This window comes from Chromobacterium vaccinii (assembly GCF_001855275.1).
GTDB classification, from domain to species: Bacteria; Pseudomonadota; Gammaproteobacteria; order Burkholderiales; family Chromobacteriaceae; genus Chromobacterium; species Chromobacterium vaccinii.
Map to the genome: position 1 here is coordinate 510,503 of NZ_CP017707.1, position 20,859 is coordinate 531,361.

19 protein-coding genes are annotated in these 20,859 nt (G+C 63.5%); 15 read left to right on the forward strand and 4 right to left on the reverse strand.

Annotation, left to right across the window (positions count from 1 at the left end; translation table 11 throughout):
- Nucleotides 1-7 precede the first annotated feature (7 nt).
- The 9 genes from BKX93_RS02495 to BKX93_RS02535 all read left to right on the forward strand — a co-directional run bounded on the left by BKX93_RS02495 (nt 8) and on the right by BKX93_RS02535 (nt 10,400).
- On the forward strand, nt 8-2,233 hold the full coding sequence (locus BKX93_RS02495; protein WP_083340402.1) for a TonB-dependent receptor domain-containing protein: 2,226 nt from the start codon (nt 8-10) through the stop codon (nt 2,231-2,233).
- A gap of 123 nt (nt 2,234-2,356) precedes the next feature.
- The gene (locus tag BKX93_RS02500; RefSeq protein ID WP_046156519.1) at nt 2,357-2,971 is read left to right on the forward strand and encodes a riboflavin synthase; all 615 of its coding nucleotides are present in this window, start codon (nt 2,357-2,359) and stop codon (nt 2,969-2,971) included.
- A complete protein-coding gene (locus BKX93_RS02505) occupies nt 2,968-3,630 on the forward strand; it encodes a Dph6-related ATP pyrophosphatase (RefSeq protein ID WP_083340403.1) in 663 nt (220 codons plus the stop codon). Before BKX93_RS02500 ends, BKX93_RS02505 begins: the two co-directional genes overlap by 4 nt.
- A 29-nt stretch (nt 3,631-3,659) precedes the next feature.
- Nucleotides 3,660-4,784, forward strand: a complete 1,125-nt coding sequence (gene ribBA / locus BKX93_RS02510) for a bifunctional 3,4-dihydroxy-2-butanone-4-phosphate synthase/GTP cyclohydrolase II (protein ID WP_070978558.1) — start codon at nt 3,660-3,662, stop codon at nt 4,782-4,784.
- A gap of 60 nt (nt 4,785-4,844) precedes the next feature.
- A complete protein-coding gene (ribH, locus tag BKX93_RS02515; protein WP_046156521.1) occupies nt 4,845-5,312 on the forward strand; it encodes a 6,7-dimethyl-8-ribityllumazine synthase in 468 nt (155 codons plus the stop codon).
- Nucleotides 5,313-5,388: 76 nt separating this feature from the next.
- Nucleotides 5,389-5,838: a transcription antitermination factor NusB gene (gene nusB, locus BKX93_RS02520; RefSeq protein WP_011135938.1), complete on the forward strand. Its 450-nt coding sequence runs from the start codon at nt 5,389-5,391 to the stop codon at nt 5,836-5,838.
- Between the two features lie 70 nt (nt 5,839-5,908).
- Nucleotides 5,909-6,856: a thiamine-phosphate kinase gene (gene thiL, locus BKX93_RS02525; RefSeq protein ID WP_070978560.1), complete on the forward strand. Its 948-nt coding sequence runs from the start codon at nt 5,909-5,911 to the stop codon at nt 6,854-6,856.
- The gene (locus BKX93_RS02530; protein WP_070978562.1) at nt 6,840-7,346 is read left to right on the forward strand and encodes a phosphatidylglycerophosphatase A family protein; all 507 of its coding nucleotides are present in this window, start codon (nt 6,840-6,842) and stop codon (nt 7,344-7,346) included. Before thiL ends, BKX93_RS02530 begins: the two co-directional genes overlap by 17 nt.
- A 132-nt stretch (nt 7,347-7,478) precedes the next feature.
- Entirely contained in the window at nt 7,479-10,400 is a 2,922-nt protein-coding gene (locus BKX93_RS02535) for a DNA translocase FtsK (protein WP_070978564.1), read from the forward strand.
- Between the two features lie 64 nt (nt 10,401-10,464).
- Here the strand turns inward: BKX93_RS02535 and BKX93_RS02540 are convergent, their stop codons facing one another.
- The 3 genes from BKX93_RS02540 to map all read right to left on the reverse strand — a co-directional run bounded on the left by BKX93_RS02540 (nt 10,465) and on the right by map (nt 13,729).
- The gene (locus BKX93_RS02540) at nt 10,465-11,730 is read right to left on the reverse strand and encodes an Hsp70 family protein (protein ID WP_070978566.1); all 1,266 of its coding nucleotides are present in this window, start codon (nt 11,728-11,730) and stop codon (nt 10,465-10,467) included.
- 71 nt (nt 11,731-11,801) lie between these two features.
- Nucleotides 11,802-12,890, reverse strand: coding sequence for a tyrosine-type recombinase/integrase (locus BKX93_RS02545; protein WP_046159183.1), 1,089 nt, complete (start codon nt 12,888-12,890; stop codon nt 11,802-11,804).
- Between the two features lie 41 nt (nt 12,891-12,931).
- Nucleotides 12,932-13,729 carry a type I methionyl aminopeptidase gene (map, locus tag BKX93_RS02550; protein WP_046159182.1) on the reverse strand — a complete coding sequence of 266 codons (798 nt, stop codon included), beginning with the start codon at nt 13,727-13,729 and terminating at the stop codon, nt 12,932-12,934.
- A gap of 276 nt (nt 13,730-14,005) precedes the next feature.
- Between map and BKX93_RS02555 the strand changes: the two genes are divergently transcribed.
- Nucleotides 14,006-14,281, forward strand: coding sequence for a hypothetical protein (locus BKX93_RS02555; protein ID WP_070978569.1), 276 nt, complete (start codon nt 14,006-14,008; stop codon nt 14,279-14,281).
- Nucleotides 14,282-14,454: 173 nt separating this feature from the next.
- Here the strand turns inward: BKX93_RS02555 and BKX93_RS02560 are convergent, their stop codons facing one another.
- A complete protein-coding gene (locus BKX93_RS02560; RefSeq protein WP_070978572.1) occupies nt 14,455-15,219 on the reverse strand; it encodes a response regulator in 765 nt (254 codons plus the stop codon).
- A gap of 189 nt (nt 15,220-15,408) precedes the next feature.
- On the opposite strand from BKX93_RS02560, the gene BKX93_RS02565 reads away from it, so the two are divergent.
- The 5 genes from BKX93_RS02565 to BKX93_RS02585 all read left to right on the forward strand — a co-directional run bounded on the left by BKX93_RS02565 (nt 15,409) and on the right by BKX93_RS02585 (nt 20,779).
- Complete coding sequence (locus BKX93_RS02565) at nt 15,409-16,476, forward strand: response regulator (protein WP_070978574.1); 1,068 nt, start codon at nt 15,409-15,411, stop codon at nt 16,474-16,476.
- Between the two features lie 643 nt (nt 16,477-17,119).
- Entirely contained in the window at nt 17,120-18,166 is a 1,047-nt protein-coding gene (locus tag BKX93_RS02570) for a DNA-binding protein (RefSeq protein ID WP_052717338.1), read from the forward strand.
- 98 nt (nt 18,167-18,264) lie between these two features.
- On the forward strand, nt 18,265-18,894 hold the full coding sequence (locus BKX93_RS02575) for a hypothetical protein (protein WP_070978577.1): 630 nt from the start codon (nt 18,265-18,267) through the stop codon (nt 18,892-18,894).
- A 140-nt stretch (nt 18,895-19,034) separates the two neighbouring features.
- Nucleotides 19,035-19,763 carry a pseudouridine synthase gene (locus BKX93_RS02580; RefSeq protein WP_046158131.1) on the forward strand — a complete coding sequence of 243 codons (729 nt, stop codon included), beginning with the start codon at nt 19,035-19,037 and terminating at the stop codon, nt 19,761-19,763.
- 32 nt (nt 19,764-19,795) lie between these two features.
- Nucleotides 19,796-20,779 carry a hypothetical protein gene (locus BKX93_RS02585; RefSeq protein WP_145929231.1) on the forward strand — a complete coding sequence of 328 codons (984 nt, stop codon included), beginning with the start codon at nt 19,796-19,798 and terminating at the stop codon, nt 20,777-20,779.
- Nucleotides 20,780-20,859: the final 80 nt, after the last annotated feature.

Below are 20,859 nucleotides of genomic sequence, written 5' to 3' on the forward strand. Positions count from 1 at the left end.
TTCCGTGATGCAACAACAACCAAAAAACGGCCGCGCGCAAGCAGCGGCCTTTCCGTTTTGCCTTTCCGTTCTCGCCTTGAGCCTGGTCCATTTTTCGGCGAAGGCCGAGGATCAGCAGCTGCAAACCATCAAGGTTCAATCCACCGCCATACAGAAGCAGCCGGGCGTCGACAAGCTGGGCGCGGAAGAGATCGCCAGGCCCCAAGCGCGCTCCTTGGCCGAAGTGCTGGACGTCTTGCCGGGCGTGAACGCCGGCGGCTCGCCGCGTCCCGGCGGGCAGGTGATCAATGTCTGGGGTTATCGCTCGGTGGAGCAGGTGCAGGTCCAGCTGGACGGCGCCAACCAGGTGTTCTCGAAATACCAGCAAGGCACCAGTTTCATAGAGCCGGAATTGCTGGGCAAGGTGGAGGTGATCAAGGGCGCGCAGTCGGCCCTGTACGGCAATGGCGGCTTCGGCGCCGTGATCCGGGCGGAAACCAAGTCGGTGGATGAGTTGCTGATGCCGGGCCAGTCAGTCGGCGGCTTCGCCAAGATCGGCCGCCAGAGCAATGGTGGCCAGATCAGCAAGAGCGTGGCCGCTTACGCTGGCGGCGGCGAACACTCGGCGGATATTCTCGCCTACATATCCCAATCCCGCTCGGGCGACGGCAAGACCGGCGATGACCTCACCTATCTGTTTTCGGGCGGGGAGCAGAAAGCCGGCATGTTGAAGCTGGCGTTCCGCCCCTGGGCCGGCCACCAGTTCCGACTGGGCATGGTCAGGCAGGAGTCGGAGATGCGCACGCCTTGGGCGGCGCGCAGCGGGCAGGTCGAGGCGCCCTCCAGTTCTGACATCAAGCGCTATGGCGAGGCGGAGGCCTGGCTGAGAAAAACCGTGATGCGGGATCAGAAAATTGATTCGCTCAATGGCGAATGGCGCTACGCCAGTCCCGACAACGCCTGGCTGGATTTCAGCGTCAACTATGCGCAATCCCGTCGCTATCAGCACGACAAGCGGCCTGAGTCCGCCTGGAAGGTGGACTACCGCTCATCCTATGGCCATGAGAGCTGGGTGACCCAGAACAGCCGCTCGCTGGATATCCGCAACGTCGCCAAGCTGGGCGATGCCAATAGCTTCACAACGGGCCTGTCCTGGAGCAAGCAGGACTGGGACCCGCGGTCATTCCTGGCCACCAAGGCCAAAGATCCGGATTACAACTACGGCTGGATAAACGCCTATGGCGGCAACCGCGGCGAGGAAACCATGCGTTCGGCTTACCTGATCCATGAGTGGAAGCCTTTGCCTGACTGGAAAATCACGCCCTCGCTGCGTTACGACCAGGTGGCTTTGTACGGCAAGCCCAATCTCGCGCCCATCTACAATGTCGCCAGCGCCGGCCACGATTATCGCCCGGTGAGCTTCACCGGCTGGTCGCCGCGCCTGGCCATCGCCTGGGGCTTCTCGCCGGGCTGGAATGCCAGCTTCAGCTATGTCGATACCTGGCGCGCGCCGACAGTGGACGAAGTGTATGCCGCTCAAACCCCGCTATCCAATTTGTCCGGCACCAGCCGGTATCTGAAGCCGGAGAAGTTGCGCGGCTTTTACTATGGCCTGGATTTCGAACGTAGCGGCGTATTGTCGGCCGGCGACAGACTGAGCATGTCTCTGCTCGCGTACCGGCAGCTGGTGCGCGACAACATCTACATGCGGCTCGGAAATGGCAATACCGGCGACGCGCCGGGCCAGACTCCGCCCGCCGGCACCGGCTTCTACCGTAACTTGAGCGGCTACGAGATCCATGGCTATGACCTGACGCTGGATTACCAGTTGCGCGGCTGGTTCGCGTCGGCGGCGCTCTCCGCGACCAGCGGCGATCATCGCAACAGCCTTCGCGATCCATGGGGCAACTCGGAGCCGGTGGTGGACATTCCGCCGCGCAAAGCCGTCCTGACCACCGGGTATCGCGTCGCTCGGCTGGGGCTGACATTCGGCGGGCAGGGCAAGTTCGTCCGCACCCAGGACCGGATACCGTATTTCGAGGGAACGCGCACCGCCTATTCCATGCCGCCCAGCAAAGGATATGTCTTGATCAATCTATTCACCGTGTGGCAGCCGCAGAGCGGCGCTTTCAAGCACCTGGAGGCGCGCGTGTCGATAGATAATCTGTTCAATAGAAGCTACAGCCCTTATCTGACAGAGGGCATTCAAGGCATGGGTCGCTCAGTCCGCACCAGCCTGTCGTGGCGCTTCTGACTCCTCACTCCAAATATCCTGAAACCGGCTTATGGCCGGTTTTTTTATGACGCCAGCGGATTGGAAAACGATCATTCGGCTACAATATCGTCCAAACGACAATTCAAACCAAGGAGGCTTGCCGTGTTCACCGGTATCGTCCAGGGCGTGGCCGAAGTGGTCGCCATCGAAGAAAAGCAGGATTTTCGCACCCATATCGTCCGCCTGCCCCAGGAAATGTTGCCCGGCCTGCAGCTTGGCGCCTCTGTCGCCCACAACGGCTGTTGCCTGACTGTCACCCGGGTCGACGGCGACTTGGTTCATTTCGACCTGATGCAGGAAACGCTGCGCGTCACCAATCTGGGCGCACTCAAGGCCGGCGACAGCGTGAACGTGGAGCGCGCGGCCAAGTTCGGCGACGACATCGGTGGCCACGCGATGTCCGGCCACGTGATGGGCCTCGCCGCGGTCTCCGAAGTCATCGAATCCCCGAACAACCACACCGTCTGGTTCGAGCTGCCTGCTGGTTTGGAAAAATACGTGTTCACCAAGGGCTATATCGGCATAGACGGCATCAGCCTCACCGTCGGCGCGATGGAAGGCCGCCGCTTCTGCGTGCACCTGATTCCGGAAACGCTGAGCCGGACCAATATCGCCGGCCGCAAATCCGGCGACCAAATCAATATCGAGATAGATCCGCAGACCCAGGCCATCGTCGACACGGTCGAGCGCGTGCTGGCGCAGCGCGGCCAGGCGTGATCTTGCGCGATCTGCCGGTGCTGGCGTCGTGGAGCGGCGGCAAGGACAGCTGCCTCGCGCTGTGGCGCGCCGTTCGGGCCGGCGCCAAGCCGCAGGCGCTGCTGACCATGCTGGACGAGGAGGGGGACCGCTCCCGCTCGCACGGCGTGCGGTCCGAGGTGCTGGCCCTGCAGGCGCAGGCGCTGGGTTTGCCCCAGCGTTTGGGAAAGGCAAGCTGGAATGATTACCGCGAAGTCTTCATTGAGCAGTTGCGCGCGGCGGCGGCGGACGGCATCCGGGCGGCGGTGTTCGGCGATATCGATCTGGACGCGCACCGCGAATGGGAAGAAGGCGTCTGCGCCGAGGCGGGCCTTGGAGCGATCCTGCCCTTGTGGCGGCAAGCCCGCGCCGATCTGGCGCGTGAATTCGTCGATGCCGGATTCGTCGCCCGCATCGTGATGGTCAATACTGCGCTGGTGGACGAGAAGTGGCTGGGCCGGGCTTTCAACCGGCAGCTGATAGAAGACATGCTGGCCGAGGGGGTGGATCCCTGCGGCGAGGCGGGCGAGTTCCACACGCTGGTGGTGGACGGCCCCTTGTTCAACAAGCCGCTGGCGCTGCGCGACGGCGAAACGGCGGAGCTCGGCGAATACCGGGCGCTGGACCTGCTGCCCGCGTAGAACGGGCGTACCGACAAAGGAATAGAGCAATGAGCATATCCCCGATTCAAGACATCATCGCCGACATCAAGGCCGGCAAGATGGTGGTGCTGATGGACGCCGAGGACCGCGAAAACGAAGGCGATCTGGTGATGGCGGCGGAATTCGTCACGCCGGAAGCGATCAACTTCATGGCCAAGCACGGCCGCGGCCTGATCTGCCTGACCTTGTCCGAAGAGCGCTGCAAGCTGTTGAATCTGCCGATGATGGCGACCAACAACGGCACCAGCTTCGGCACCAACTTCACCGTATCGGTGGAGGCCGCCCAGGGCGTGACCACCGGCATTTCCGCCGCCGACCGCGCCCACACCATCAAGACCGCCGTGGCGCGGCTGGCCAAGGCCAGCGATCTGGTGCAGCCCGGCCACGTGTTTCCGCTCAAGGCCCAGAACGGCGGCGTGCTGATCCGCGCCGGCCACACCGAGGCCGGCTGCGATCTGGCCATGCTGGCCGGCGTGGAGCCTGCCGGGGTGATATGCGAGATCATGAACGACGATGGCACCATGGCGCGTCTGCCGGAGCTGCTGGAGTTCGCCAAGACGCATGGCCTGAAGATCGGCACCATCTCCGACCTGATCCAGTACCGCAGCCGCACCGAATCCCTGGTGGAAAAAGTAGGCGAGCGCCCGGTGGAGACGCCGTTCGGCAGCTTTGACCTCCACGTGTTCCGCGACATCACCACCTCCGCCACCCACCTGGCGCTGAGCAAGGGCAAAATCCGCCCGGACAAGGAAATTCTGGTGCGGGTGCATGAACCGCTGTCGGTGATCGACGTGTTGGCGCCGCTGTGCAGCCATCATTCCTGGACGCTGCCCAACGCGCTGGAAACCATGGAAGAGGAAGGCCGCGGCGTGATGGTGCTCTTGTACCGCGACGAAACCGGCGTCGATCTGGCGCAGCGGGCGCTGGACCTGGAGCCGCCGCGGCAGAAGTGGGACAGCAAGACCTTCGGCGTCGGCGCGCAAATGCTGAAGGCGCTGGGCGTCGGCAAGATGAAGCTGATGTCCAGCCCGGTCAGCCTGCCGTCGATGGCCGGCTTCGAGCTGGAAGTCACCGGATTCTGCCAGCCGGGCCACTTCCACGTGGATGCCGGGAACGGCCCGGGCGTGGCCTAATCGCGGCGATTGCGTTACAATTGCCGGCTTTCCTTAGTGTTTTCGCCGCGAGGACCCAACATGCTTGACGCCATCCAGTGTATTGAACCCAATTTTTCCGGCAAGGGCCTGAAAATCGGCATCGTCATGGCGCGTTTCAACACGCCGGTATGCCACGGCCTGCGCGACGCTTGCGTCGCCGAGCTGGAAAAACTGGGCGTCGCCGCCGGCGACATCGTCCTGGCCACTGTGCCTGGCGCGCTGGAAGTTCCGCTGGTGCTGCAAACCATGGCCAAGAGCGGTCGTTTCGACGCGCTGGTGGCTCTGGGCGCGGTGATCCGCGGCGAAACCTATCATTTCGAGCTGGTATCCAACGAATCCGGCGCCGGCGTCACCCGCGTCGGCCTGGACTTCGACATTCCGGTAGCCAACGCCATCCTGACCACCGAAAACGACGAGCAGGCGGAAGTCCGCATGCAGGAAAAGGGCGGCGACGCCGCCCGCGTCGCGGTCGAGATGGCCAATCTGCACAAGACGCTGCGCGGCTGAGCCATCCGCCGCCAAGCCGTCCAACGGGAAGCGGGCCATCGCGCCGCTTCCCTTGCTCTTTCAAGGAATCGCCACCATGAAAACCGCCCGCCGCCGCGCCCGCGAATTCGCCGTGCAAGGCATTTACGAATGGGAACTGAACCCGGACCGTCCGGCTTCGCTGATTGAAAAACACCTGCGCGAGAATGAATACTTCGCCAAGGCCGACGAGGCCCTGTTCCGCAGCATCCTGTACGGCGTGCTGAAAGATGTGGAACTGCTGTCCGCTCAGGTAGGCCGTTACTACGAGCGCGCCGAGGACGAAGTCAGCCCGGTGGAGCGCGCCGTGCTGCTGATGGCCGCGCTGGAACTGACGCAAAGCCCGGAAACCCCGTATCCGGTGATCATCAACGAAGCCATCGAAATCACCAAGACTTTCGGCGGCACCGATGGCCACAAATTCGTCAACGGCGTGCTGGACAAGCTGGCCGCCGAAGTGCGCGGCGACGAAGTGCTGGCGCAGAAACAGCGCCGCAAGCAGGACTGAGCCGGTCACGCCTTTGGCGTGCCGCTGTCGACGACACCCGCCGCCGGCGGGTGTTTTTGCGTGAGGTGCCATGAACGAATTCGAACTGATCGGCCGTTATTTCAAGCGGCCCACGCCATCCGCGGTGCTGGGCGTCGGCGACGACGCCGCCATCGTCCGGCCGACGCCGGGCCATGAACTGCACCTGTCGGCGGACATGCTGGTGGAAGGGCGCCACTTCTTCGCCGGCGTGTCGCCGCGCGCGCTGGGCCACAAGACGCTGGCGGTCAACCTGTCCGACATGGCGGCGATGGGCGCGCGCCCGCGCTGGGCGCTGCTTTCCATCGCGCTGCCGCGCGCCGACGAGGCCTGGGTGGCCGAATTCGCCGCCGGTTTCTTCGCGCTGGCGGACGCCCACGGCGTGGAGCTGATAGGCGGCGACACCACCGGCGGCCCGCTGACGCTATCGGTGACGATCATGGGCGAGACGCCGGCCGGGCAGGCCTTGCGCCGCGACGGCGCCAAGCCGGGCGACGACATCTGGGTGTCCGGCGAATTGGGCCTGGGCGCGCTAGCGGTGCGCCATCGGCTGGGCTGGCTGAATGTAAACGATATGGAACTGCTGGCCGCGGCGACGCACAAACTGGAATGCCCGGAGCCGAGGCTGGCGCTGGGCGCCGCGCTGTTGCCGCTGGCGCATGCCGCCGCCGACGTGTCCGACGGACTGATGGCCGACCTTGGCCACATTCTGGCCGCATCCGGCGTGGCGGGAGAAGTGTGGGCCGACGCCTTGCCGTCCCATCCCGCGCTGGAGGCGCGCCGCGAAGAATACCTCGCCTGCCTGGCGGCCGGCGGGGACGATTACGAACTGGTTTTCACGGCGCCGCCGGCGCGCCGAGCCGCCATCGAGGCCGCGGCGGCGGGCGTCTGCCGCGTCACCCGCATCGGCCGCGTGCTGGAAGGGCGGGACGGCAGGCTGCTGAACGCCGCCGGCCAGGCCGTGGCGCTGGACAAGAAAGGTTATGACCATTTTGGCTGACACTCCCAAAATCACGCCCAACTGGCGTTTTTTGCTGAGCAATCCGATTCACCTGCTGTCTTTCGGCTTCGGCAGCGGCCTGATGAAAAAGGCCCCCGGCACCTGGGGCACGCTGGTTGCCTATCCCATCTTCTTTCCCTTGTTGGCGCTGGGCGTCAACGGCTGGATGCTGATGGCGCTGTGCCTGCCGCTGTTCCTGTTCGGCGTTTACGCCTGCGGCATCACCGGCAAGGCGCTTGGCGTGCACGATTACGGCGGCATCGTCTGGGACGAAGTAGTGGGCATGCTGATGGTGCTGGCCTTCGCGCCGGCGAGCTGGGCCGGCTGGATTCTGGCCTTCGCGCTGTTCCGCCTGTTCGACATCGTCAAACCCTGGCCGATACGCTGGTTCGACCAGCGCGTCGGCGGCGGCTTCGGCGTGATGGTGGACGATGTGATCGCCGCGCTGTTCGCGCTGGCCGCGCAAGCCTTGGTCTGGCATTGGTTGTGATGCGGGCGCACAAAACAGTTACAATCAGATCTTAAAGTGACAGACAGTTTGACGCTTGACTGAGTCCAGCGCGCTGCCATGAAAAACACGCCCGCGCATGCCGCGGGCAGCTAAATTTCGGGGTTCTCGACCGTGTGGGTTGTCGTCGTACTATTGCTGTCCGCGCTGGCCGCGGCCGGCTGGCTGGTAAAAAGCGGCAAGATGCCGCAGTTGATGCGCAAGCTGGATGGCCTGCTTGGCGTGGAGGGGCGCAGCGAACGCTACGAACCCGACTACTTCGCCGAGCAGCCGCTGCGGCCGGAAGAGGTCGAGCAGGAGGCGCCTCCCGCAGTCCAGGCTGATGATCGGCCAGACTCGGAGCCTGAGCCTTTGCCGACTGTCCATAGGGAAGAAGTCCCGCGCCGGGAGGAGCAGGCTCCGCTCGTTCGCATCTCGCCCCAGGGCCGGCAGGGCAGGCAGGCTGCGCCTGTAGCCGAAGACCAGCCTCCGCGCGAAACCATCGTGCTGCCCAAACGCGTCCCGACGGCTGGCCAGGAGCCGCCTGCCGAGCTGCCGGTGCTGGAGTTGTCGCGCGAGTACCGCCGCAAAAACCGCCAGCCGCAGCAGCCGTCGGAAGCGGGCGACTTGCCGGTGATCGGCCTGTCCGAGATGCAGAGCAATATGCAGCAGGACTACCTCCGCCGCCAGCGCGTCCGCGGAGTCGAAGCGGGCGAGCGCGGCGAAGACGCGCTGCCGCTGATCGGCAGCGGAGAAGTGCGCGCCGCGGTGGCCAGTCTTCATGCGCATCGCCGCAATTCGCCGCCCGCAAGCGCGCCGCTGCCCCGCGTCGAGCTGGTTCCGATCCCCCGGACGAAGCCTGAAGCCGCGCCGGAGCCGGAGAAGCCGCTGGTGATTTTGGAGCCGCTGCGCAAGCCTGAATCAACTCCGGACAGCAAGCCTGTCGCGGCGGAACCTGTTCCCGCCCCGATGGCGGACGTTCACGTCCAAAAGCCGCCGATTCAGCCCGTGACGGCGCCAGAGCCGACCGCGACTGAATTTCCCCCTGTAGACGCCGAAGCATTGGAGCCGCAGTCCTGGCCGGAAATCGGCGAAGCGGAAGCCCCGGCGCAGGAAGCCAATCATTCGCCGCCGCAGCTGGCGGCAAGCCCTGAGCCGGCCGCGCCTGCATCCATTCCGTTCGAGCCAGTCGAGCCAGTGGCTGCCGAGCCCGCGGCGGCAGACGCGCAAGGTGCGGCAGACGGACCCGCGGAAGAGGCTATCGCCGCCAGCGACGCTTCTCCCGCCTCGCGCGCGCCGTGGCGCTGGCCGCAGACGCGCGAAGTGCTGGTGCAGCAAGTGGATGAGGCGCCCGCCATCGTGCAGCAGACCGTGTTGCCTGAGCCTGCAGCGCCATCCCTGGCCGCCACCGCGGCCCAGTTGGCAAGCAATCCCATGCCTTGGATATTGGTGGAGGAAAAACCGGCGGCGCAAGCTGCCTCAGCCGTTGTTGAAACAGCGTCTGTCGCCTTGCCTGAATCCGAGCCCGCGCCAGCGGAGGCGGAAGATGCCCCGGCGCGCCACAGCTATGACGACTCCATGCTGCCCGGCCTGGGCCTGTTGAGCCCGGCGGATGCGGCTCAGGAAGCCTGCAATCAGGACGAGTTGATCGAGCGCGGCATCGTGATCGAGGAGAAGTGCGCCGAGTTCAAGGTCAAGGTCAGCGTGGTGGATGCTTACGCCGGTCCGGTGATCACCCGTTACGAGGTGGAGCCTGCGGTGGGCGTGCGCGGCAACCAGGTGGTGAACCTGATGAAGGATCTGTCGCGCGCGCTGGGCCTGGCCTCCATCCGCGTGGTGGAGACCATTCCCGGCAAAACCTGCATGGGTCTGGAGCTGCCCAATCCCAAGCGGCAGATGATACGGTTGTCGGAGATATTCTCCGCCGACGTGTTCCAGCATTCCGCGTCGCGGCTGACGATGGCGCTGGGCAAGGACATCACCGGCGAGCCAGTGGTGACCGACCTGGCCAAGGCGCCGCACCTGCTGGTGGCCGGCACCACCGGCTCCGGCAAGTCGGTGGGCGTCAACGCAATGATCCTGTCGCTGCTGTACAAGGCGACGCCGGAAGAAGTCCGCTTCATCATGATCGACCCCAAGATGCTGGAACTGTCGGTCTACAACGATATCCCGCACCTGTTGGCGCCGGTGGTCACCGACATGAAGCTGGCCGCCAACGCGCTCAACTGGTGCGTGGGCGAGATGGAGCGCCGCTATCGGCTGATGAGCGCGCTGGGCGTGCGCAACCTGGCCGGCTACAACCAGAAGGTGCGCGAGGCGGCCGAGCGCGGCCAGCGCATCGCCAATCCGTTCAGCCTGACGCCGGAAACGCCGGAGCCTTTGGACAAGCTGCCGTTCATCGTGGTGGTGGTGGACGAGTTCGCCGACCTGATGATGGTGGCTGGCAAGAAGATCGAGGAATTGATCGCCCGCCTGGCGCAAAAGGCCCGCGCCGCCGGCATCCACCTGATCCTGGCCACGCAGCGGCCATCGGTGGACGTGATCACCGGCCTGATCAAGGCCAACATTCCGACCCGGATCGCCTTCCAGGTGTCCAGCAAGATCGACAGCCGAACCATTCTGGACCAGATGGGCGCGGAAAGCCTGCTGGGCCAGGGCGACATGCTGTACCTGCCGCCGGGCACCGGCTACCCGCAACGGGTGCACGGCGCCTTCGTCACCGACGACGAGGTGCACGCGGTGGTCGAGCATCTGAAGCAGTTCGGCGAGCCGGATTACGTGGAAGGCCTGCTGACCGGCGAGAGCGAGGCCGACGACGCTTCGGCGGACGCCACCGCCAAGGCTCAGGCGGCGACGGAAACCGACCCCTTGTACGATGAAGCGGTGGAGATTGTGCTGCGCACCCGCAAGCCATCCATCTCCGGCGTGCAGCGCCATCTGCGCATCGGCTACAACCGCGCCGCGAGGCTGATCGAGGAGATGGAGGCCGCGGGCATCGTCAGCGCAATGGAGAGCAACGGCAATCGCACGGTGCTGGTGCCGCAACGGGATTTCTGACGCCTTGTCCCAATAAAAAACGCCGCGTATCATCGCGGCGTTTTTTATTGGGCTGCCTGTTGGCTTAGCCGTAGCGCTTCTTCGCCTCGATGGCCAGGCCGCTGCCGATGCTGCCGAACAGATTGCCTTCCACGTGGAGGGCATTGGGCAGCAGCGCGCGGATGCCATCGCGCAGCGCCGGCACGCCGCTGGAGCCGCCGGTGAAGAACACGGTGTCCACATTTTCAGCCTTGAGCCCGGAATCGGCCAGCAGCTTGCTAACGGTGCCGCCGACGCGGTCCAGCAGCGAGCCGATGCTGGTTTCGAAATCGGCGCGGCTGAGATCGCAATGCAGGCCGCGCTCGATGGCGTCCAGTGCCAGGCGGTGGCTGTCCTGATCGGACAGCGCGATCTTGGCGGCCTCAACTTCCATCGCCAGCCAGTGGCCGGCGCGCTCCTGGATCAGCTTGAACAGACGGTCGAGCTTCTGCGGTTCGGCGGCGTCCCGGTGCACGTCCTGCAGATCCATCCAGGCCTTGCGAGTGTAGGCGAAGTTGATGGTGTGCCAGGTGGCCAGGTTGAAATACTGGCTGGACGGCATCTCCGCGTTGTTGCGCAGCCGGGTCTTGAAGCCGAACAGCGGCATCACGCCGTGCAAGCTCAGCTGGCGGTCAAAATCGGTGCCGCCGATGTGCACGCCGCCGGTAGCCAGGATGTCATCGCGGCGCTCGGCATGGCTGCGGCGCTCCGGCGACAGGCGGATCAGCGTGAAGTCCGAGGTGCCGCCGCCGATGTCGACGATCAGCACCAGTTCTTCCTTCTCGATGTTGGATTCGTAGTCGAACGCCGCGGCGATCGGCTCCAGCTGGAATGAAATCTCCTTGAAGCCTACTTGGCGGGCGATGTCGGCCAGCGTGTCCTGGGCCAGCTTGTCAGCCTGAGGATTGTCGTCGACAAAATACACGGGGCGGCCCAGCACCACTTGCTCGAATTCGCGGCCGGCGGTGGCTTCGGCGCGCAGCTTCAGCTCCTGGATGAACAGCTTCAGCAGATGGCGGAACGGCAACGCCTTGCCCTGGACTTCGGTCTGGCTGTCGATCAGGCTGGAGCCCAGCAGGCTTTTCAGCGAGCGCATCAGCCGCCCTTCGAAGCCGTCGATGTACTCGGCCAGCGCGGCGCGGCCGAAGCGGGAATGGTCTTCCTCGTAATTGAAGAACACCACCGAGGGCAGGGTGATCTTGCCGTCTTCCAGCTGCAGCAAGGTGTCGTGGCCAGGGCGCAGCCAGCCCACGGTGGAGTTGGAGGTGCCAAAGTCTATGCCGCAGGCGCGGGCGGCAGTTTGATCAGTCATTCAGCATCTCCTTGAAAATAAAAGAGGCGCGATGGTACGCGGAATGGCGCGGAAAGGGAAGGGCGAAACGCTCAGGCGTCGCGTTTCAGCTTGTGCAGGCGGCTGGCTTCGTGGCGGGCGTCTTCCTCGCTGTGCAGGTAGCGGCGCGTGGTCTGGATGCTGGCATGGCGCAGGTTCTGGCTGACCAGCAGCAGCGGCACGCCCGCCTCCAGTTGGTGGCTGGCGGCGGTATGGCGCAGCCAGTGGGTGCTGGCCGCGCGCAGCTTGGCGCGGACTTCGTCGCTGGGCGCGCCTGCCTGCGCCCGGCCGAACACTTCCTTGCAGATCAGGTAGATCGCCTTGTCGGACAGCGGCGTGGCCTGCCCCTTGCCGCCCACGCGGCAAACCAGCGGCGTGTCCTCGCCAACGGATGGCCGCGGAGACAGGCCCAGGCTCAGCCGGTAACGGGCCATGGCGTCCATCAGCTCGTCCGACAGCGGAATGCGCGCGGAAACGCCGCCCTTGCCGACCACATGCCACCACCAGTTGCCGTTGCGGCGGAGCAGATCGCCTGCGCGGGCGGCGGCAACCTCGCCGCGGCGCGCACCGGTCAGGTAGAGCAGGGTGAACAGCCACAGCGCGCGCTCGGCATGGCGGATTTCCCTGTCGCTATCGCGCGGCAAGCCATTTAGCGTGGCTTGGAGGTGTCTCCAGCAGTCGGCGTCGAGGAAACGTTCGATCTCCTGCGAGGCCTTTCTGGCGCCGCGCCGGCGCAACAATTTGAACGGGTTGCCGTTCAGGTAGCCGGCGTCGTTGAGATAGGCGAATAAGGCGCCCAGCACGGTCAGGCTGTGTTCGACGCTGGCGGGAGACAGCGGTTTGCTGAACGGCTTCCAGTCCGGATGGCTGCGCGGCCGCGCCGGCCCCAGCCATTGTTCCGCGGGGTGTGGCGAGGCGAGGAAGCGGCGATAGTCCAGCACATCCTCGCGCTTGACCTGGGCCAGTCCCTGCCTGCGGCCGTCCAGCCACAGCAGCAACCGCTCCGCTTCCTTGCGATAAGCGGCTAGCGTGGCCGGGCGATCGGCGTGCTCCGCCAGCCAGGTCAGCACCGCCTGGGCATCGGACTGCGCCTGTATCAGCGAATGGGAGCGGGCGTCGGCGCGGAGGACATCTGGCAGCATGGCGGGAAAGGGCCGCCGCGGGAGCGGACGGCCTTCAGCGATTACTTGAAGCTGGGCTTGGCCGGGGTGCCGGCGGACTGGGTGAGGATTTCGTAGCCGGTTTCGGTAACCAGCACGGTGTGCTCCCACTGGGCGGACAGGCTGCGGTCCTTGGTGACCACGGTCCAGCCGTCGGCCAGCATGCGCAGGTGGCGCTTGCCCTGGTTGATCATCGGCTCGATGGTGAAGATCATGCCGGCTTCGATTTCCAGTCCGGTGCCCGGGCGGCCGTAGTGCAGAATCTGCGGCTCCTCGTGAAATTTCTTGCCGATGCCGTGGCCGCAGAATTCCTGCACCACGCTGTAGCCGGCGCTTTCGGCGTAGCTTTGCACCGCGTAACCGATATCGCCCAGCGTGGCGCCCGGCTTTACCTTCTCGATGCCTTTCCACATGGCTTCATAGGTGATCTTGCTCAGGCGCTTGGCATGCGGGCTGACGTCGCCGACGAAGAACATGCGGCTGGTATCGCCATGGTAGCCATCCTTGATCACGGTGATGTCCAGATTCATGATGTCGCCGTTTTTCAGCGGCTTGTCATTGGGGATGCCGTGGCAGATCACGTGGTTGACCGAGGTGCATACCGACTTGGGGTAGGGATTGTGGCCATCCGGCGCGTAGTTCAGCGGGGCGGGGATGGTGCCCTGCTCATTGAGCATATAGTCGTGGCACAGTTTATCGATTGCCTCGGTGGTGACGCCGGGCTTGATATGCGGGGTGATGAAATCCAAAACTTCCGACGCCAGGCGGCCGGCGATGCGCATTTTCTCGATATCTTGCGTGTCTTTGATCTGAATAGCCATTTTCTTTGTAAAGCCTATTTATTTTCAGTTGTTTACATCAGTCCGGCTTGCGATTTTCAGAAAAAAATCCAACACCTTTCAAGCCAGCCCTGATTGCTAATGATTGGTATTCTTCCATTCTACACTAGTTGGCCAGCGCTCGATCCAGTGAGCCGCCTTATTTTCCGCGCATCAGGCCAAGCGGAGCGGCGAATTTCACGGCCGCCATGGGGAATCGTTCCTAATTCCACGAATGCGCCGCCTTCGCCGAAGACACCTCCCCAAAGAGGCCATGCGATGCCGTTGACTATCCTGACGAAATGCCTCAAGGACTGCCTGACCGAGAATGATGGCGTCAGTTATTGCCTGTTCCGGATCGCAGGCATGACTCTGGCCGGCAGCGGCATTCCCACATTCATCTGGGGCACCGTCCATACGGTATTGATGACGGGGGCGCTCGATTATGTCGCTTTCGCGACAGGCTTTGGCGGCATGCTGACGGGGCTGACCGTATTGTGCGCCGGCATCGCATTAAAGGCCAAGACCGACACCCCTGCGTCTGAAGACAAATGATTATCGGGATGCGCTCATCGCGATCGCTCTGGTTCTGACAATCCGGGCTGTCTCGGCGGAACTGGGTTCACAATGGATCTCGCCAAGCGCGCTGCGGGCTGGCGACCCACGCTTCGCTCTTCAGCTCAAACCGCCAGACTGGGCGAAGCCATTGACCGTCGCCGGAGGCACCATCAGTTCTCGTGGTTTTCCATCCACCGCTGAAGCTGGCAAAGCAGTTCATCCAACTCCGCGCGAAAAACATTGAGGCGAGACTCTAGATTCTCATCACCCTGACGAACTGCATGCTCCAGATCCAGCGTCAGCCGCACGAAATCTTCGTAGGCAAACGTGCCCAGAGAACCGCGGTAACGGTGTATCAACCGCGCGGCGGCCTCCGAGTCGCCTTGCCTCCATTGTTGGCAGGCTTGGTCGAAGTCCTGGCGGCAGGTGTCGATGGCTTCCTGCAGCGTGCTGCGCAGCCGGGTCGCCGAGGCGCGGTGCAGCAACTTCAATGTGTCCAGTTTCAGCTTGCCGTATTCTTCGCCGGCCCGGCGGCTAGCACGGTAGTGGTCGATCAGCCGCAGAAGGGCCTCGCCATCCACGGGCTTGCGCAGAAAACCATTCATGCCGGCCAGGCGGCAGCTCTCCTGATGATCCGGCTCGGCGCTGGCGGTCAACGCGATGATGGGCAATTTCAGCTTCAGCTCTTCGCGGATCGCGCGGGTCGCTCCCAATCCATCCAGCACAGGCATCTGCAGATCCATCAGCACCAGCTGGTAACGCCGGCTATCCTCGCGGAGCCGTTGCAGGGCTTCGGCTCCATTGTTGGCGCAATCGAGCGAAATGCCCAAATCCTCAGCCAGGCTGGAAACGAACAGCTGGTTGATCTGACTGTCATCCACCAGCAGAACATGCAGCTTAGCGAGTTCTGCGCCAGCGGAATGCCCTTGTTCCATAAGCCCTCCAAAGGTGTGCGCGTTCCATTTTCTATGAAATGCCGTCCGCATCATTCAGACACCGGTGCTACAAGCCGGAGGAAGAGCTATAGCTGTAATACCGGGATAACGCTGCGGCCGGGGGGGCCGTGAACGCGACAAGTTAAAGCTTAGACAAGCGAAAGGGCGGGCGAAATGGAAAAACACAGGATGCTGGTGATCGATGACGACCCCATTGTGAGCCAAGTCATGCAGATGTTGTTCGAGACGGAGCTGCAACTGACCTGCAAAATCACCGGCGAAGAAGGCTTGAAGGCGGTGGCGGAAGAAAAGCCGGAGATCGTGCTGCTGGACATCGAAATGGAGGGCATGGATGGATATGAGGCCTGCCGGCGCATCCGCCAGCTGGACCTGCCATTCCAGCCTTACGTCATTTTCGTGTCGGCTCATAGCGATCCGGTGAAGCGGCTGGCCGCATACAGCGTCGGCGGCGAAGATTTCGTCAGCAAGCCGCTGCAACCGGAAGAGTTGGTCCGCAAGGTGGAGCAAGCTTTACGTTACCGACGGGAGATACACGAGCTGAAAAGCCAGGCCCGGGGCGCGATGTCGGTCGCCATGTCTGCGATGACCGACAGCAGCGCGCTGGGCATCTGCCTGCAGTATTTCCGTCGGCTATTCCAGGCAGTCGACTCCGGGCAGCTGATGCGGACCACACTGGACGCGCTGAGAGAGTTCGGGTTGGCCGCATCGGTGCAGTTTCGCGACAACGGCGAGGTGAAAACACTGAGTTCCGAATCAGGCAATAGCCAGTTGGAATCGCTGTTGCTGCAGGATCTGTCCGCAGAGCGGCAGCGCATCGTCTGCTACGACAGCCGTTGCGCATTCAACTACGGGCCGGTGTCCTTGCTGATCAACAATATGCCGGTGGACGACATTGAGCGTTGCGGCAAGCTTAAGGACTATCTGGCGTTGATGGCGGAAGGCGCCGCGGAACGGGCGGAAGTCATGATTCAGGACGGCGCTGCTGGGCAGGGTCAGGCGGGCGCCACGCTGGCCGCCATGATAGAGAGTCAACGCACAGCGCGGGCCGACGCGCGCGCGCTATTGGACGCGATGCGAGCCCGCATGGAGGATATGCTGGGCAATGAGCCTCGGGCGGCGCTTTTGCTGGGTTTGGTGGACGAAGCGCAAGACTCGCTGGGCAAGCTTCAGCTTCGGCAAATGAGAGAACTCGAGTCGCTTGGGCGGCGGCTGAGGGGTGTCGCGCTGCGAGAGTAGCGCTTAAATTCCGCAGCGCGCAGCCTGTCCGGGCCGCCGGCAAAACCTCCGGGCGTGCCCGAGTCAAAACCCGCCGACGTGGATGGAGCAAGTCGCGCGGCACGTTGGCGCGTCGCTGTTTTTTTGACAGTACCTGTCCGGCAAGACATCCATTCCACATGGGCGGAACTACGGCCCAATTGCAAATAGGTTACAAATTGGTTGCCGCAGGCCGATATGGCCGCGATGGAGCCAACTCGATCTCTTTCATCTCAAGCCCGGACTGCGCATGAGCCGTCGCCACCGGACTTCGGGACCGCGTTGCGACAGGCCAAGCGCGCAATCGCATAAGCCAACCCGCTCAGCCTGATATAACCCGAGAAGCCCGGCTGCCTGGCTCGCCTTCTCGGTTGAGCATGAGTGCGATGATGCCCTGCGCTCAAAACCAGCGGCCAGTTAGTGGTTTCGTATTTGAGAGAGCAGGGCGCTCATCTGCTCGACAGGCAGCTTTCACTGACGCGCATTTTAGAAATAATTCCGATAAGTATAATTATAGGAAAATTTTAGCTATATTGATAAATATAAAATGTTATACGTAATATATTTATCAATTCATGTCTGCTACACTCCAGGCCGAACATAAAGTGCGCAAAGGGAAGCTAAAGTGACGGCCGATATTTATTCGCGGATACGCCAGGCGGCGTTCGAACTGGTGGCGGAAGGAGCCTGGCCCACCGTGGTAGACGTGCGAGCCCGTCTTGGCAGCGGCTCCAACACCACCATCAACAACACGTTGAAAACCTGGCGGCAGGAATTCCTGAGCAAAGTGGCCGTTTCCTCAAGAAGGCCAGACTGGCCCCCCGCGCTGGCCGAGGCCTTTGACCAGATATGGCAGAAGGCATGTGATGAAGCCGATCAACAGCTGGCCTCGGTTCGCGAGGAGGCCGAAGCCGAGGCGGAGGCGCTGGGCAAGCAACTGGCGGAACTGGCGCACAAGCACGAGCTAGCCGAGGCCGAGACGCAGTCGCTGCGGCATGAGCTGGAGCTGCGCGCCGCACGCCAAGTCGAGCTGGACAGCCTGCTGCAACGGGAAAAACTGCTGACCGAGTCTCTAGAGAAGGAGCGCGCGGAGCTGCAAGGCGCAGCCGCGCAACTGCGCGACGAGCTGAAGCAGGAGCGCAAGCGCGCGAATGAGCGGCTGGAGGAGCAGGAAAGCCAGCATCAGCAGCAACTGCAGGCCGAGCGGGAGGAGTCGGAGCGCAAAGAAGCGCTTGCCTACGAGCGACTGGAAGGGCTGCGCGTCAGGTTGTACCAGCAAGTGGAAGAGGAGCGCCGGGACATGAAGCTGCAGACGCAAAAGCTGGAGGACGCGCTGAGCCAGGCCCGACAGGATGCCGCCGCAGTGGAGAACCTGTGGCGCGAGCGCCTGCTGGAGCGGGAGCGGGAAAACGGCGGCCTGCAGGCTCGGCTGGAATTGATGGCGCAAAGAGAAGAAGCCCTGCGCCAGGAGGCGCAAGCCCGGCAGCAGGCGCTGGATGCCGGCAACGCCCAGCTGCAGGAACTGGCCGCCCAATGCGCCCGCCTGGAAGAGCGGGGCAGGCAAGAGCGCGCCAGAGGCATGGAGAGAGCGTGCGCAGCCTGGGAAGCGGGAGGGCGGCCGGCGCCGCAGCAAACCCTGCGCGACTGGCTGGGCGAACAGCTCGCGGACTGACCAAGCCGCCTGTCCGACGGAACAGGCCGGATCGGCAGAAATCGCGCATTACTTGGCTATGCTGAATGAGTTTCGCCCACTCACAGCAGGGAGTCGATATGACCATGCAAGGCTATGCCGTACTCTACTCGGCGCTTGTCATCGCGCTGTTCGCCGCCGTCGTCTGGAAAACGGACATCCTGCGCGATCGCGGCCCGCTCGCGCCCGGCTTCGCCAATGGGCAGCAAACCTTCAGCCTGGCGCGCAGCCAGCTGATCTGGTGGACCTTCCTGGTCGCCGTGATTGCCGGCTGGACGCTGCTTACCACCAACAATCTGCCTGCGCCGACGCTTGAGCTGTTGGGTTTGCTGGGCATCAGCGTGGCCACCTCCGGCGTCGCCTCGTTGATAGACGCCCCCGCCGGAGCGGCGCCGGCGCCGGCACTGCGCAGCCGCGGCTGGCTGCAGGATATTCTTGACGATGGCCAGGGCGTGTCCATTCATCGCTATCAGGCCCTGCTGGCCAATATCGGCATAGGCGTCGCATTCTTGTACAAGTCGGTACAGTTGCAGAGCTTCTATCCGATAGACGCAAACTGGCTGGTTGTCCTGGGCTTGAGCAGCATCACTTACGTCGGCATGAAGTCCAGGGAGGGGGGCACCATGGCCGCGCAGACCGCCCCCATCCCGGCGCAGCAAACGAGCGGCCCGGCAAGCGCGCCGCCGTCCACGCCGGCGGTGCCAGCCTGAAACCAGCCGTCCAACTGGTCAAATTTTCCGCCCCGCATGGTCAGCCGGGCGGCAATCTCTTACAATAACGGTCGATTCAATGGCGGTCTCCATGCGCGAATGCGTGTCCGGAGCCCGCTTTTTCATTACGGAAAGACCAAATGGAACCTGTACGACTGTCCAAGCGAATGGCCGAATTGGGGCTGTGTTCGCGCCGCGAAGCCGACAGCTATATCGAGCAGGGCTGGGTCAAAGTGGATGGCGAAGTGGCCATCCTGGGCCAGAAAGTCCTGCCGCATAACCAGATAGAAGTCGACAGGAAGGCGCAGGATGCGCAGTCTGCGCGCGTGACTATCCTGCTGAACAAGCCGGTCGGCTATGTTTCCGGCCAGGCCGAGGATGGCTATCTGCCCGCCGTGGCGCTGGTGAAGCCGGAAAACCGCTGGGCCGAAGACGGCAGCCGCAAACGCTTCCAGCCGTCGCACTTGCGCGGCCTGGCCCCGGCGGGCCGCCTGGACATCGATTCCGTCGGTCTGCTGGTGCTGACCCAGGATGGCCGCATCGCCAAGCAACTGATCGGCGAACACTCCGAGGTGGAAAAAGAATACCTGGTGCGCGTCGAGGGCGAGCTGTCGGCCGACGGCCTGAAGTTGCTCAACCACGGACTGTCCCTGGATGGCAAAAAGCTGCTTCCCGCCAAAGTCGGCTGGCAGAACGACGATCAGCTGCGCTTCGTGCTGCGCGAAGGCAAGAAGCGCCAGATTCGCCGCATGTGCGAGCTGGTTGGCTTGAGAGTGATCGGGCTGAAGCGGATCTCCATCGGCAATGTCAAATTGGGCAACCTCCCCACCGGACAGTGGCGCTACCTTAGAGACGACGAGCAGTTTTGACTAGCGGCGGGAGGGTGAGCATGTTCGAATTCTTGCTGCGAAAACTGGGATGGAATGCCGCCAGCCGGCAACAGGCCCGGGAGCTGATGCGGCAAGTTGAGCAATTGCTTGAGGCTTGCGACCGACGGCTTTGCCTGCTGCCCGGGCATCAGCACGCGCTAATGCCCGGCATGCGCATCGCGCAGTCCTACCTTGCCACGCTGAGCGACAAACTGCCCCCGGCGCTGGAATTGTCGCTACAGAGTTTTTCCCGCGATCCCAGGCTGGGCCTGCTGTTCGCCGGCCCATCCAGTCTGCTGGATGTCCTTGAGGGCTGCGAGTCCTTGCGGGCGTTTTTCTCATCAGCCTCGAACGGTGATGAGGCCTGGGCGCTGATGACCATGCAGCGCAGCGAAACCGTCAGATTCGGCGTCGCCATGGAAAATGGCGAGCTGCGCAACGATGTCGCCCAGACCGTCGTCAGCTTCGACTGCCATGGATTGCAGCTGCCTTGCGCCAGCGAGGAGGCGTTTCGCACACAATCCGGAGAGCGGGCGCTGCACGTACTGACGGCGGTCATCGCCCGCCAGCTTGGATTGTTGGAGCAGACCCGGCTCCAGTTGGAGGCGGAATTGGGGCGCCTGCAGTTGCGCAGGCTGACGCTGCAATCCCCCTCGCGGATCGTGGTGGATGGACAGGGCGGCGACGATCTCCCCGATACGCTGGCCGATCTGGACAAGCGCCTGTCGGAAGTGCGCCCGCAACTGGAAAGCCTGCGGGAGCTGAATAGTCTGGAAGGGGCCCTGGACACGGTTCGCCATGTGCTTGAGCACCCGGACGACTACTTCAGCCTGGAGAATGTGACGCTGCGCCTCAATCGGATGGGCATCAAATGCGATGCCGGCGAAGATGGCGCGACCACATTGCAGCTGGAAGAGCTCGTTCTGGGCCGGGAGCGGCCGACCCGCCGGGCGCTGATGCCGGTGAAAATTCGCCGGGAGAGCATTGCCGAACTCCGCCGGCAATTTCGCGATTGACAAGACCCGGGCCGGGCGGCTCCGCTCGCCAAAATCATTACGACCGCCCGCAGACGGACTATGCTGAATATGGAACAAGT

What these genes read in the sequence shown, in the direction of transcription:
- BKX93_RS02495 (WP_083340402.1), top strand. Translation starts at nt 8, where the DNA reads ATGCAACAACAACCAAAAAACGGCCGCGCGCAAGCAGCGGCCTTTCCG.
- ribBA (WP_070978558.1), top strand. Translation starts at nt 3,660, where the DNA reads ATGAGCATATCCCCGATTCAAGACATCATCGCCGACATCAAGGCCGGC.
- ribH (WP_046156521.1), top strand. Translation starts at nt 4,845, where the DNA reads ATGCTTGACGCCATCCAGTGTATTGAACCCAATTTTTCCGGCAAGGGC.
- nusB (WP_011135938.1), top strand. Translation starts at nt 5,389, where the DNA reads ATGAAAACCGCCCGCCGCCGCGCCCGCGAATTCGCCGTGCAAGGCATT.
- thiL (WP_070978560.1), top strand. Translation starts at nt 5,909, where the DNA reads ATGAACGAATTCGAACTGATCGGCCGTTATTTCAAGCGGCCCACGCCA.
- BKX93_RS02530 (WP_070978562.1), top strand. Translation starts at nt 6,840, where the DNA reads ATGACCATTTTGGCTGACACTCCCAAAATCACGCCCAACTGGCGTTTT.
- BKX93_RS02540 (WP_070978566.1), bottom strand. Translation starts at nt 11,730, where the DNA reads ATGACTGATCAAACTGCCGCCCGCGCCTGCGGCATAGACTTTGGCACC.
- BKX93_RS02545 (WP_046159183.1), bottom strand. Translation starts at nt 12,890, where the DNA reads ATGCTGCCAGATGTCCTCCGCGCCGACGCCCGCTCCCATTCGCTGATA.
- map (WP_046159182.1), bottom strand. Translation starts at nt 13,729, where the DNA reads ATGGCTATTCAGATCAAAGACACGCAAGATATCGAGAAAATGCGCATC.
- BKX93_RS02555 (WP_070978569.1), top strand. Translation starts at nt 14,006, where the DNA reads ATGCCGTTGACTATCCTGACGAAATGCCTCAAGGACTGCCTGACCGAG.
- BKX93_RS02560 (WP_070978572.1), bottom strand. Translation starts at nt 15,219, where the DNA reads ATGGAACAAGGGCATTCCGCTGGCGCAGAACTCGCTAAGCTGCATGTT.
- BKX93_RS02565 (WP_070978574.1), top strand. Translation starts at nt 15,409, where the DNA reads ATGCTGGTGATCGATGACGACCCCATTGTGAGCCAAGTCATGCAGATG.
- BKX93_RS02575 (WP_070978577.1), top strand. Translation starts at nt 18,265, where the DNA reads ATGACCATGCAAGGCTATGCCGTACTCTACTCGGCGCTTGTCATCGCG.
- BKX93_RS02580 (WP_046158131.1), top strand. Translation starts at nt 19,035, where the DNA reads ATGGAACCTGTACGACTGTCCAAGCGAATGGCCGAATTGGGGCTGTGT.